Origin of the sequence: Pseudarthrobacter sp. O4 (assembly GCF_050157025.1) — a bacterium.
In the GTDB taxonomy this organism is placed as follows: Bacteria; Actinomycetota; Actinomycetes; order Actinomycetales; family Micrococcaceae; genus Arthrobacter.
The window spans coordinates 1,082,838-1,095,482 of the sequence record NZ_CP189591.1 but is presented as its reverse complement, the minus strand read 5'-3'; the positions used below and the strand labels follow the sequence as shown (position 1 = coordinate 1,095,482).

The window sequence follows — 12,645 nt, the reverse complement described above, 5'->3', positions numbered from 1 at the left end:
CCCGGACCATGGAAGTCGTCATCCTTCCCGGCAGCAAGGCGATCGCCATGCTCGCGGCGGACGCGATCGAGGCGCTGCTCCGGCGCAAGCCAGGTGCCGTCCTGGGCCTGGCCACCGGTTCCTCCCCGCTTCCGGTCTACACTGAGCTCGCGCTGCGGCATGAGCGGGACGGCCTGGACTTCAGCCAGGCACGGGGCTTTGCCCTCGATGAATATGTGGGCCTGCCTCCGGGGCATCCCGAGTCCTACCGCGAGGTCATCAGGCGCGAATTCACAGAGCGGGTGAACATCGGCGAGGCCAACGTGCACGGGCCGGACGGCGCGGCGGCGGACATCCCCGCCGCCTGCCAGGCCTATGAGGATGCCATCCGGGAGGCCGGGGGAGTGGATCTGCAGCTCCTCGGCGTGGGCACGGACGGCCACATCGGCTTCAATGAGCCGGGTTCCTCACTCGCTTCCCGGACCAGGATCAAGACGCTGGTTGAGCAGACGCGCCGGGACAACGCGCGGTTCTTCGGAAGCCTCGCCGAGGTGCCCCACCACGTCGTCACGCAGGGGCTGGGCACCATCCTGGACGCCCGGCATGTGATTCTCATTGCGACCGGGGCGCAAAAGGCGCAGGCCGTCCGCGACCTGGTCGAAGGCCCCGTCGCTGCCATCTGCGCGGCCTCGGTGCTGCAGCTTCATCCGCATGCCACGATCCTGGTGGACGAGGCTGCCGCATCCTCGCTCCGGCTCGCCGATTATTACCGGCACAGCTATGACAACAAGCCCTCCTGGCAGGGCCTGTAGGGCCCCGTTGTTGGGATGTTGTCGGAATACCGTCGCAATTCTGTCCGTTCCAGCGGCTAGGATGGGTGTCATGACTAGCATGACCGATCCTCTCGAAAACGACCCGATGCGCGAGCTCTCCGGAGCCGGAACGTCGACGGCCACGATCGAGCGCGAGGAACTGCGCCAGGAGGTGGAACCGGGTGACCGGGACCGCTTCTCGCACTACGTGCGCAAGGAAAAGATCATGGAATCCGCACTGTCGGGGGAGCCTGTCATCGCTCTCTGCGGCAAGGTGTGGACCCCCGGCCGTGACCCGAAGAAGTTCCCCGTCTGTCCGGAATGCAAAGAGGTCTATGACGGACTCCGCCCGGGCAGCGACGGCGGCAAGGGCTCCGGCGACAAATAGGCGGACCACGCCCAGGGCGGCGCAGCCCGCCGCCCTGCTTCCGCGCGTGACCATCATGACCGCCCCCGGCTGAGGGATCTCCCACGGCGGGCCATTAATTCTTCCGTGCGCAGTTGCGCACGGCGTTGTGAAGTGCTGCGTGGTTCACGGTGTCCGGGGCACGCTCCCGGCACATGCTTACGGTTCATCCGAAAAAGATTGGTGTTTTTGTGCTTAATTGGGTCTCTCCGGCAGCGGCAGACATTCGCGGGATGGAGGGCACCTAGGTGACAGAGACACTCTTTGGCGGCCCCACACTGCCTCCCGCGTATCCGGAGCGGGCCGCCTGGGGCACCGCGCCGAAGCTCCGTGCCTGGCAGCAGGAAGCGCTCGACAGCTACTTCGGCACCCACCCGAAAGACTTCCTCGCGGTCGCTACGCCGGGCGCCGGCAAGACCACTTTCGCGCTGCGGGTGGCATCGATGCTGATCGAGGCCGGCGTCGTCAACCGCATCACCATCGTGGCGCCGACCGACCACCTGAAGCGCCAGTGGGCCGACGCCGCCGCCAAGGTGGGCATCGCCATCGATCCGAACTTCAAGAACGCCGACGGCCAGCATGGCCGCGGCTTCATCGGCGTCGCGGTCACCTACGCGCAGGTGGCCAGCAAACCGATGCTGCACCGGGCCAAGACCGAGGCGGCCCGCACCCTGGTCATCCTGGATGAAATCCACCACGGCGGCGAGGCCCTGTCCTGGGGCGACGGGCTCCGCGAGGCCTTCGAGCCCGCCGCCCGCCGGCTCTCCCTGACAGGAACGCCGTTCCGCTCCGACACCTCGCCGATCCCGTTCGTGGAGTATGCCGAGGACCGCGACGGCATCCGGCGTTCCAAGGCCGACTACACCTACGGCTACGGCAAGGCGCTCCGCGACCATGTGGTCCGGCCGGTCATGTTCATGGCCTACTCCGGCCAGATGCGCTGGCGCACGAGCGGCGGCGAGGAAATGGCGGCCTCGCTCGGCGAAGCGGCGGTCACCAAGGACGTCACCTCGCAGGCCTGGCGCACTGCTCTGAATCCCACGGGAGAATGGATCCCTGCGGTGCTCGCCGGGGCCGACAAACGCCTCAGTGAGGTCCGCAGGACCGTTCCCGACGCCGGCGGTCTGGTCATCGCGACCGACCACGACGACGCGCGCGCCTACGCCGGCCAGCTGAAGAAAATCACCGGCGAATCGCCCACCGTCATCCTCTCCGACGACGCCAAGGCCTCCAGCAAGATCGAGGAATTCACCGCCAGCGAGAAGCGCTGGATGGTGGCCGTCCGGATGGTGTCGGAAGGCGTGGACGTCCCGCGGCTGTCCGTCGGGGTCTATGCGACCTCCACGTCCACTCCGCTGTTCTTCGCCCAGGCCGTGGGACGATTTGTGCGTGCCCGCAAGCGCGGTGAGACGGCGTCGGTCTTCCTGCCCTCGGTGCCGCAACTGATGGCGCTGGCGAACTCAATGGAAGCCGAGCGGGACCATGCCCTGGACCGCCCGGAAAAGGAAGACGGCGATGGTCTGTTCAATCCCGAAGACTCGCTCATGGACGAGGCGAACCGGGAGGAGAAGGCCTCCGACAGCCTCACGAAGGGCAAGTTTGAGGCCCTGGACTCGCAGGCCTCCTTTGACCGCGTGCTGTTCGACGGCGGCGAGTTCGGCACCGGCGGCGAGGTCGGCTCGGAGGACGAGCTGGACTTCCTCGGAATCCCCGGCCTGCTCGACGCCGAACAGGTCGGCACACTGCTGCGCCAGCGCCAGCACGAGCAGCTGAACCGCAAGAACGCCCGCGCCCCGCAGGCAGCTTCAGCTGGTGCTGCTGCCGCCGCGGCGCCGGCCGTCCCGGACCACCGGATACTGATGGACCTGCGCACGGAGCTGGCCAAGAACGTGGCGGCCTGGTCCGCCCGGACCGGCACGCCGCATGGGGTCATCCACACCAAGCTCCGGACGGTCTGCGGCGGCCCGGCCGTGGCGCAGGCCGACGAGGAGCAGCTGCAGACCCGGCTGCGGAAGCTCCAGGACTGGTTTATCGGCCGGAAGTAGCCCAAGTCCTGGGCCTGCTGTCCGAATAAATACGCTCTAGGGACGATTCGGCGGCATCTACCGTTGAAGTAGTAGGCGGATGGGCTCGAACGCCCCGTCATGAGAAGGAGTTTGTTTGCTGATTGTTTTGACAGGAATTGATGGCTCAGGAAAAACAACGGCAGCACGGGCGACGGTCGCTGCCTCCCGCCGGGCAGGCAGGGACGCGCTCCTGCTCAGCAACTATGCCGGCCGGCGCAGGATGTCCCTGCTGAGCGCGAGGTGCGGCGTACAGTTCCATCCACGCCTGGCGGATGCCTGGGAGACAATTATCCGCACTGCGAATGTGCTGATTTCCCATGCCAGGGCCCACAGGTATCCGGGCCTGGTCATCATGGACCGGCACCTGCACTGCCAGCTGGCGTTGCGCAAGGCCCGGGGCCTTCCCCGGGGACGTTTTCTTCCTTTCCTCCTCCGGAAGCTTCCAAAGCCTGACCTGGTCCTCCACCTCGTCCTTGACCCTGAGCAGGCACACCGAAGAGTGTCGGCACGCGGCACGGACGCGGAAACCCTCGATGATCTCAACTCATTCCGTGCCGCCTACCAATCGATTCCCGAATACACGCAATTCACCGAACTAGCTGCCGGTGGTACACCGGCCGAAGTGCTCTCCGAGCTGAGGCTCGCCATCACCAACGCCGGCAGCAACCAAGGCGAAGATCTGGTCCTGACCGGATAAAACCGCCACACCAGGGCCAGGAGCGGCCTTGCAGCGCACGCACAGTCCTTTAGCTCCGCACGCTGAGCCTCTCGATGAATTCGTCAGCCTGGGCCAGGTTGCGGGCCATCTTGGTCCGCTGGTGAACGGCCTTCTCGAGAAATTCGGCGATTCTGTCCGTCCCATCGCTCGTCGGTTCCGCTGTGTTCGGTTCCTCTGTGTGCTGAGAGGCAAGGATGCTGAGGATCTCTGCCATTTCCTCCAGCGAGAATCCCAGGGGCTTCATCTGCTTGATGACCATGAGACGTTCGACGTCGTCCCCTGAGTACACGCGGAAGCCGCCATCGGTGCGGGCGGTGGCAGGGAGCAGCCCGACGTCGTCGTAGTGACGGATAGTCCGCAGCGAGAGCCCCGTCCTGTCAGCGAGTTCACCGATGTGCATGGTGTTGCTGCTGGTCTTTGCCGCCATTCGGGTCTCCAATCCTGTTCCGAAACCTCGCCATCGGCGTCGGCGTGCTCGTGGCCATGGTCATGTTCGCCCGCCGCGTCGCCCACTTCGTCACTGTGGAACGCTCCGTCAAGACGATCGACGGCCAGGAAACGGCGACCTACGTGGTGGACGGCGAATTGTTCTTCGCATCCTCCAACGACCTCTACACCCAGTTCGAATACGCACAGGACCCCGAGCACGTCGTCATCGACATGCACGCCTCCCACCTCTGGGACGCCTCCACCATCGCCGCACTGGACGCAATCACCGAGAAGTACCACCACAACGGCAGGGTCGTGTTGATCATCGGCCTCAACGAGGCCAGCATCCTCATGCGCGAACGCCTCGGCGGCAAACTCGGAGTCTGAGGAGGATCGGTACGGACATTCACGTTTAGGGGCGGCAGTGCGAATTCCGGCTTCTGATGGCGGAATCTCTCGGTTCTAGACGGAGGTGTCGCTGGCGCGCTTGATGGCGCGGTAGGCGGTTGAGCGCGCTACCGCGAAGAGTTCGGCAATCTCCACCGTTGTGTGTGCCCCCGCCCGGTGAACGGAGACCAGGCGCGCTTCCTGTGTCTTGGAGAGCTTGGGCTGCGTCCCCCCGGAGACGGCCCTTCGCCTTGGCGACCGCCATGCCCTCCAGGGTTCGTGTGCGGATCAGGTCTGCTTCGAATTCGGCGACCATGGCCAGTACGTCAAAGAGAAGCCGGCCTACGGGAACGGTGGGGTCGTGGACGGAGCCCCGATGCTGAGCTTGACCTCGCGGCGGGTGAGTTCGTCGACAAGGTCCTTCGCGTCGCGGAGCGACCGGGCCAGGCGGTCTAGTTCGGTCGCGACCAGGGTGTCCCCGGCCCGGCAGGCGGCCAGTGCTTCCCTGATTCCCGGTCGTGCCCGGTTGGCGCCGGTCAGGCCCTGGTCGGTAAACGTCTTCTCCGGCGTCACCCCAGGAGTCACCAGGGCGTTTTTCTGGGCGGTGAGGTCTGGGTCGTTGGTGGATATCGGGCGTATCCGATCATGAGTCCGGTCATGGTTCTGAATGCACCGTTTATCCCCCGCATCACCGGGCATTTTCTCGGGCCGGTCCTATGGGAATTGAGTGGCCGTGGAAACACGGCGTTCGAGATCCAGAAACTTCAACGAAATTCTCGCCCTTGAGCGACCCTCTTACGGGACGATTTTGGTGGTCTATATGGGACACCCCTTTCGGGATGCTGACAGATTGTGCGGATTGATCCTACCTAGCGTTCGCTATCTTGATTCTCGTCGTGCTGTTCGCCAGCATCAGCGTGATTGGCGCTCTACGGCGAATATCCAGCGCGACTGAGGAAACCGCCGAATTGTTGGCAATTAGAATTCAAGCCGACTGACGAGCAGCTACTCTTCAGTCTCAGCCGCAACCGCACACGACATGATGGTGTGCGGTTGCGGGTTGAACGTCTGGCCCTCGGGCGCACGGATCTTCTTCATACGCGCGCCCGTCGTACGGTGACTGGCCATCTGCAGTGTCAGATGGACTACGAAGCAGCGAGGTCTTGTACAGCCTCGTCGATGAGGTCGCACACGGGTCCGGGCTGTGATGCCAGTGATGCGTGGCTGGCGTCGAGTTCGATGATCTTGCGGGGTGCCATCCGTGCGGCCATGCGGCGCTCGTTGTCCGGGTGGATCATGCGGTCCTGGGCGGAGACCTGGTACCAGGTGGGCTTGTTCTTCCAGGCGGGCGCTGTCACATTGTCCCCAAATGTCGATGCGAGTGGGGCCTTCTGCGTGACGGCCATGACCAGCGCCTCGTCCGCGGTCAGATCCTGGCAGAAGCTCTCGTGGAACTTGTCCTGCTTGGCCCAGAGGTACCCGTCGGAATCGGGGGCGAGGTTCGCGATGGCTGCAGGGGGCAGTTCCTGGCTGATCTGTCCGGGGCTCTCGCCGGCGTCGGGTGCAAATGCCGCGATGTAGACCAGTCCGACGACGTTCGGCAGGTCACCGGCCTCGGTGATGACGGCTCCGCCGTATGAGTGGCCAACCAGCAACACCGGACCGTCGACCTGCTTGACCATCTTCCGCGTGCGCTCCGCGTCGTCGGCCAGCGACGTCAGTGGATTCTCGACAGCAAACAGCGATTCATAGCCACGGTTGCGCAGTTCGACGATGACCTTTGCCCAATGCGCGGCTCCGCCCCAGAAGCCATGCACCAGAACGATTGTCGGTTTCTCACTCATTTCAGTCTCCATTCAGCTAGGGTTTCGATCGTGCCGGTTTTTGCTGTTCGCCTTTACAGGTGATGTCAAATTGCGGCACGCCATGAGCTTATGAGGACGATGGGTCAAACACTATGACTGTGGAACCTCCAGACTTTGCCGAAACGCCGCTCATGGCTGCCCATGCGGTGAAGATGCCCGATGAGCTTGATGCCTTGTCGGAGATCCTGGACGTCATCCATCTCCGTGGCGGCACAGTCGTGCACCACAGCGGCGGGCAGCCCCTCGAAATCCCCCACCCTGCCGGAGCCCGTCTAATCCACATCATTGAGCACGGTTCAGTCGGGTTGCGACTGGAAAAGGAGGCTTCGGAGCATACTCTCCATGCTGGCGATCTGGCTCTCGTTCCGCACGGCGAAGCCCACGTGCTGCTTCCCCGTGGCAGGGCATCCTGGGTGACAGGGGCCTTCATTGTGGACGACGCCGTTGCCGACCCCCTGCTATCAGTGCTCCCCCCGGCCATCCTGATCCGGGGCGGCGAGAACGGCAGCGGCTGGCTGCGCCTCAGCCTTGACCTTCTCCTGGTCGAGGTCACATACGGGCGCCCGGGCGCCCAGGTGATGGTCTCCCGCATCCTGGACCTCCTCTTCATCCATGCGCTCAGGGCATGGGCTGCCGACGGTGTTGCATCCCCCGGTTGGCTCACCGCAGCCATGGACAGTTCGCTCGGCCCAGTGTTGAGCGCGATCCACAGAACTCCTGGGCACCTTTGGACCGTCGATGAGCTTGCCCGGCGAGCAAACCTCTCCCGGTCAGCCTTCGCAGGCCGGTTCACCCGTCTGCTCGGCATCTCACCCGCCGCCTACATCGCTGAACGTCGCCTGGGCAGGGCCGCGTATCTGCTCAGATCGACGGCCGTGCCGGTTGGGCAGATTGCCGCCCAGGTTGGGTACACCTCCGAAGCGGCATTCAGTCGTGCTTTCCGCCGCCGCTTCGGAGCCCCACCTCGGCGCTGGGGCGCCACGTCATCCGTGGTCCTCCATACGACCGGGTTGATTGATGACGGAGCGAAATCGGATGGCGGACTGTGAAGAATGATCGAGATACAGCTGAATATGTCCCGCTGACCGTTCCCCACACGGCACACTCAGAGCGGCCAGCGTAGCCCTATCCCGGACGGATCAATAGTATGAGGCATGGCCGCGGCAAATAGAGGTTCAAAGTTGATGAGGCGCCTAAGCGTTGTTCTGATGAGTCTCGGTCTTTTCGCTACGTACTGTGCTGCAGTGGGGCCTGCGGCCCCGGGAGGTGGTGATGCCCAGCCGTCCCCGCGAGAGTCGACGCCAGGGCCGCCGCCGTCTAGCTTCTCAGTCATTCCCGAAGCTTCCCCAGCGGATGGAGCCATCTCCCATGCGGCCAGCGAATTGAGCCGGGAGCTGGCAGGGGATGATCGCTTCGCCTCAGTCGAAGTTCTTGAGGGGAACCGAATTGTCGTTCATTGGCACGGCCCCGTGGACTCGAGGCTACGTGACCTGCTGGACCGGTTCCCAGGCGTTCAGATTTCAGTCGCGGCAACCTCTTGTTCGCCTGGAAGGCTTAGCGAGTATGCGAGCGAACTGCTGACCACAGACCCGGCAGTAAACATCGCTGCGGTATCGCCAGATGGGTCACACCTGAGGCTTACCCTGGATGAATCAGTCAACGCTACATCGGACGTTGCCAGCCTGGAGCGCAAGTACTCAGAGGCAGTTGGCTGCCCCGTCAAAGTGGAATTCGGGGACATTACCCCTCTCGGTGGTTGATCTGGCACGCGTTTAGGGTTCCTCAAATGGAACATCCTCCGTTTACAGGGGATGGGGTCGGTGCGATGCTGAACGCACCATGGTCGCTTGGGCTGTGGTCGAACAGGGGGTAGTGAAATGCGTGCGAGCAGTCCCATCAGGGATGATCCCTGGCCACATGACATGGTCATCACCGTAGATGAACATCCCCTGTCCCTGAATTTACTCCTATTCATCCGGCACGCCTGGTCGATTGCGGCCGATGCCGATATACCGGCACTCACCCCGCCCCCAGACCCGGGGGCCTCCAAAATGCCAGAGTCAGCCAGCATCGCCGAATGGACTGACCGCTGGCGGATCGCGTGGAATCGGGCATGGGGCTGGTACAAAATTGAGGATCCGGACGGGACGAAGCACCCGACCCAGGAGATCATGCGGCAAGTTTTACAGCCGGGCCAGGAACTGCATCCACTCATCCCTCCGTTCTGGACCACGGAATACGATTGGGACGGACTGGATCGCGACGCTTTCAATAGCTGGCACCGGGATCTGAGCCCGAGCATTCCTAATGACGCGGAACGTCAGAGCCTGCCAGACCTGATCCCTGCGTGGGAAACCGGCCTCGACACCGTGATAGTGCTGCCGTACGCCGGGTACTTTGCCCAACGCATCACCGCTCGCCGCCTCGCAGTATCCGCCGCAACCCGGAATGAGCCGACGACCTACAGCAGGGCCTTGCGAGAGAGCACACCGTAACAACGCCCCGTTCAAGGTTCCCCAATCGGAGCCCCGAGCCGCAGCCCCTACTCGCGCAAATGACTTCCGAAATTCGGCGCAGATGACTTCGGAAACTTACAGATTTCTTTAGCGAGAGAGTGTCCCACCGGGCCTGTTCCAGTTCCAAGCGACAGAGACTGTTCAATTGCGGTGGGAGAATGCGGGCCCCTGACCCTGGATGCTTCCCTCGCCAGAGGGTGAGCGTGGATGGCGACCACTGGATGTCCCAGATTGGGCTGTCCACCCACCCTGACAGCCCTTTCGCTGACGAGCGGAAGTGCTTGCAGCTAGGCAAACTCCCTCGTTCCGCCTAGTTCTCCCGCGCTCGGGGCGCCGGGCTTTGGTGCCTTAGCGTGACTTTCCCGAGCATTGGTCTCAAGCCCCGGGACCGCGGTTGCGGTGTCGGATAGGCGTCGTAACCCAGACTTAGGAAAAGCGCTGGCCGGCCGCGTTTCCCGATCACGAGCAGGTCTGGATCGGTGGTTTGTCATTTCTGCCATCCGGAGCCGGTTCCAAAGTTCTGTGAAAGTCAGGGCAGCCAAGTGGGCGGCGCCGGCCAGCATCAGCATGGTGGTGAACATGAGAACGTGGGCAAGGAAAATCAGGAAACCGATGCCGAGGGTCATGAGGAAGGTCATGTTGAGGGCGACCGTTGAAACGTCCATCATTTGTCCTTGAATTCTCCTTCCAACGATATGCGCGGACTATGGTCCGGGATCAGCGCCCGGTGCATGGCGTGTCACCCTATTTCGGGTTGTCGATGGGGACTTGCCCTTACGGGACTCAAAGTCGTTGCCTGCTTGTAAACCGTCATTACGATTAAAGCGGGCGCCATTGTTCTTCCCCGTCGGCGTCGCCAGCTTCACGGAGTAACCGTTCTGCCTCCGCATCATCACGGTCCCTTAGCAGACGACCTAGGTTGTTTTTGGCGGCCGCGTCTCCGGCGTCGGCGGCTTCACGGAACAGCCGTTCCGCCTCCGCATCATCACCCCGGTCGAACTTCCCCTCGTCAAAGCCGCCTAAAGCAACGAAGGCCGAACCGGCCGGAAATGCTACGCATCCGTAGCACATGGGGAAAATCGCTGCTTCTCCTGAACTGCCCATTTAGCGCACCCGTCAGCCGCGGGAAACCCCCAGTGTTTGACCGCGGCCCGGCCGGGAGACGGCCCCCCTAGCGATTCGCTGACAGCCTGGCCACGGCAGCAATATCCCGCGGTGTCGTCCGGCAGCACCCTCCAACAAGCTGGGCACCAAGTTCACGCCAGGTGGCGGTCCCTTCCGCAAGGCTTGGAGGCTGTTTGCCACCGGATTCCGCGGCGCCGTCCACCGCCACGACCGGCCCCCACGTCTTACTAACCGGGTCATAACATTCGCCCGAATTCGGATACGCGATCAGTGGCGTGCGGGTGGCTTTACGCAGGGCCTCAAGGGATGGAGAGACCAACTCCAACGGCACACAATTCACACCGATGGCTGCCACGTACGGGTGCGCTCCACAGAGCCCGGCGACGTCGGCCAGGGGCGTACCGTCACTGATATGCCCACCATCCCGGAGCGTGAAGGAGAACCAGGATTCGACGTCGAACTCTTCCACTAGGGCCAATAGGGCCTCGGCCTCCGAAAATGAAGGCAGCGTCTCACACGCCAGAAAATCGACTCCGGCCTCCACCAACGCCGCAATCCGGGGCCGGTGGAACTCCATGAACTCGCTCCTTCCGAGGATGTAGTCGCCCCGGTATTCCGATCCGTCCGCGAGGTAGGCGCCATAGGGGCCCACAGACCCGGCAATCAGCAACGGGCCAGCATCCGGCTTTTCGGCCAAGTGCTCGCGCCGCGCCTCGTCGGCCAGGCGCACACTCAACGCCACCAACTCCAAAGCTTTTGCCTCGCCAATACCGCGCTGCACAAATCCTTGGGGGGTGGCCTGATAGCTCGCCGTGATGGCGACTGTGGCGCCGGCGCCGAAGTAATCGCGATGCACCTGCCTGATCAAGTTGGGCTGTTCCAAAAGGACTTTGGCCGACCACAGGGGGTCTTCCAGATCGCAGCCACGCGCTTCAAGCTCAGTGGCGAGCGCACCGTCGGCCACCAGGTTTGCACCGGCGTTCAGCATGCGGGACAGCGTTGTGTTACGGGGCATTGTTCAGATCTCCAGGTTGTTCTTAATACGCATTTTTAGATGCTTGTAATGATCATTACTATATGTCACGATGGCAGTCAGGCAATCTGCGAGAACCGCAAGGAAGAGGCATCCCCTTGAACATTCAGATGAAGTCAGTACGTAAGCTGCGCGTGCATTGGCCCATAGCGTCGGAGTCCTTCGCCCGGCTCGCCACGGGCGACGTAGAAGCATTCGAGGATGAAGCGGGCATCGCGGCCCTGCTCGAGGCGTTGGCAGAATCCCCTGACCTAGGGGATTTTGGCAACTACAGGCATGTCTTCGAATCCGGTTTGGGCTTCGAAGGGTTCACCTGCACTGAAGGTGCCAACCCAACGTTGGGGCACGTGGGCCAGCGGACCCTTTCACCAACGTTTGTCTTCACGACGTATTTCGATGCGGCGCTCCCTGACACTGCCGTGGAACGCTTCCTGCAGCACATCGTGGATATCCACCCGTGGGAGGTGCCGGTCATCGAGCTGTCCGGCCCTGTCAGCGTCTCCAGCACTGCGCCGGCGGCAGCCTACGCGAGCGAGGCCGCATCATGAGTGAAACCACCACGACCGGACTTTGGGACGGTCTCAAACCCCTGCTTGCCGGTCGTTCATTTACCGACCTGACGCATGCTTTCCACCCTGGCCAGCCGCATTTCCCGGCCTTCCCGGACGAGACCAGGGAGGCTGTGTTCGACCTGGCGAAGGGCGATGGCTTCACCGCCCACCGTTATTCGATCATCGGGCAGTGGGGAACGCATGTTGATCCCCCCTCGCACTTCATCCGCGGGGGGCGGACCTTGGACCAGATACCGGTCGAGGACATGGTCCTTCCGCTGGTGGTACTGGACATCACCGATCGGGTCAGCTCTGATGCCGATGCCAGCCCCACGATGGAAGACGTTCAAGCGTGGGAGAGCCGCAATGGCGCCGTCCCGGCGGGCTCCTTTGTGGCCTTGCGGACCGGGTGGAGCCGTCGCTGGCCTGACGCGGACGCCATGGCGAACAGGGACGGCGAGGGCGTCAGCCACACGCCGGGCTGGTCGCAGGGAGTTCTCACCTTCCTGATTGAACAGCGGTCGGTTGCGGCTGTCGGTCATGAACAGACGGACACCGATCCGGGACTGGCTACGTCCCGTCAGGATTTCAGCCTGGAGACCTACGTTCTGGCGAAGAACCGCTGGCAGATCGAGCTATTGGCGAACCTGGATGGACTTCCCGAAAATGGTGCGGCCCTCGTCGCGACATGGCCGAAGCCTCTGCAGGGCAGCGGCTTTCCTGCCCGGGCCTTTGCCATCCACTAGGAAGGGTCCGTC

General features: G+C 63.1%; 12 protein-coding genes and 2 pseudogenes. 9 read left to right on the top strand and 5 right to left on the bottom strand.

Features of this window, described 5'->3' with window-relative positions; genetic code table 11:
* Positions 1 to 8: 8 nt before the first annotated feature.
* From nagB to ACQCSU_RS04940, 4 genes are all read left to right on the top strand, one after another.
* Positions 9 to 791 (top strand): glucosamine-6-phosphate deaminase, encoded by a 783-nt coding sequence (nagB, locus tag ACQCSU_RS04955; RefSeq protein ID WP_426979716.1) that lies wholly within the window; start codon positions 9 to 11, stop codon positions 789 to 791.
* 70 nt (positions 792 to 861) lie between these two features.
* A complete protein-coding gene (locus ACQCSU_RS04950; RefSeq protein WP_426978578.1) occupies positions 862 to 1,179 on the top strand; it encodes a DUF3039 domain-containing protein in 318 nt (105 codons plus the stop codon).
* A 266-nt stretch (positions 1,180 to 1,445) separates the two neighbouring features.
* Complete coding sequence (locus ACQCSU_RS04945; RefSeq protein ID WP_426978577.1) at positions 1,446 to 3,242, top strand: DEAD/DEAH box helicase; 1,797 nt, start codon at positions 1,446 to 1,448, stop codon at positions 3,240 to 3,242.
* A gap of 115 nt (positions 3,243 to 3,357) precedes the next feature.
* Positions 3,358 to 3,960, top strand: a complete 603-nt coding sequence (locus ACQCSU_RS04940; protein ID WP_426978576.1) for a thymidylate kinase — start codon at positions 3,358 to 3,360, stop codon at positions 3,958 to 3,960.
* A gap of 49 nt (positions 3,961 to 4,009) precedes the next feature.
* Here ACQCSU_RS04940 and ACQCSU_RS04935 read toward each other — a convergent pair whose 3' ends face one another.
* Positions 4,010 to 4,408, bottom strand: coding sequence for a MerR family transcriptional regulator (locus ACQCSU_RS04935; protein WP_426978575.1), 399 nt, complete (start codon positions 4,406 to 4,408; stop codon positions 4,010 to 4,012).
* A gap of 26 nt (positions 4,409 to 4,434) precedes the next feature.
* Here ACQCSU_RS04935 and ACQCSU_RS04930 point away from each other — a divergent pair.
* A pseudogene (locus ACQCSU_RS04930) lies at positions 4,435 to 4,797 on the top strand (STAS domain-containing protein); the annotation flags it as partial.
* Between the two features lie 75 nt (positions 4,798 to 4,872).
* On the opposite strand, the pseudogene ACQCSU_RS04925 reads toward ACQCSU_RS04930, so the two are convergent.
* Positions 4,873 to 5,456, bottom strand: a pseudogene (locus ACQCSU_RS04925) (recombinase family protein).
* A gap of 486 nt (positions 5,457 to 5,942) precedes the next feature.
* Positions 5,943 to 6,641: an alpha/beta hydrolase gene (locus ACQCSU_RS04920; protein ID WP_426978574.1), complete on the bottom strand. Its 699-nt coding sequence runs from the start codon at positions 6,639 to 6,641 to the stop codon at positions 5,943 to 5,945.
* A 119-nt stretch (positions 6,642 to 6,760) separates the two neighbouring features.
* On the opposite strand from ACQCSU_RS04920, the gene ACQCSU_RS04915 reads away from it, so the two are divergent.
* Both ACQCSU_RS04915 and ACQCSU_RS04910 read left to right on the top strand, forming a co-directional pair.
* Positions 6,761 to 7,711, top strand: a complete 951-nt coding sequence (locus ACQCSU_RS04915) for an AraC family transcriptional regulator (RefSeq protein WP_426978573.1) — start codon at positions 6,761 to 6,763, stop codon at positions 7,709 to 7,711.
* Positions 7,712 to 8,584: 873 nt separating this feature from the next.
* A complete protein-coding gene (locus ACQCSU_RS04910) occupies positions 8,585 to 9,157 on the top strand; it encodes a hypothetical protein (RefSeq protein WP_426978572.1) in 573 nt (190 codons plus the stop codon).
* Between the two features lie 840 nt (positions 9,158 to 9,997).
* Here ACQCSU_RS04910 and ACQCSU_RS04905 read toward each other — a convergent pair.
* Together ACQCSU_RS04905 and mmuM are read right to left on the bottom strand one after the other, a co-directional pair.
* Positions 9,998 to 10,282 (bottom strand): hypothetical protein, encoded by a 285-nt coding sequence (locus tag ACQCSU_RS04905; RefSeq protein WP_426978571.1) that lies wholly within the window; start codon positions 10,280 to 10,282, stop codon positions 9,998 to 10,000.
* Between the two features lie 67 nt (positions 10,283 to 10,349).
* Positions 10,350 to 11,318, bottom strand: a complete 969-nt coding sequence (mmuM, locus tag ACQCSU_RS04900; RefSeq protein ID WP_426978570.1) for a homocysteine S-methyltransferase — start codon at positions 11,316 to 11,318, stop codon at positions 10,350 to 10,352.
* A gap of 128 nt (positions 11,319 to 11,446) precedes the next feature.
* Between mmuM and ACQCSU_RS04895 the strand changes: the two genes are divergently transcribed.
* Positions 11,447 to 11,884, top strand: a complete 438-nt coding sequence (locus ACQCSU_RS04895) for a hypothetical protein (RefSeq protein ID WP_426978569.1) — start codon at positions 11,447 to 11,449, stop codon at positions 11,882 to 11,884.
* Positions 11,881 to 12,633, top strand: a complete 753-nt coding sequence (locus ACQCSU_RS04890) for a cyclase family protein (protein ID WP_426978568.1) — start codon at positions 11,881 to 11,883, stop codon at positions 12,631 to 12,633. The genes ACQCSU_RS04895 and ACQCSU_RS04890 overlap by 4 nt, the downstream gene beginning before the upstream one ends.
* The last annotated feature ends 12 nt before the right edge of the window (positions 12,634 to 12,645 follow it).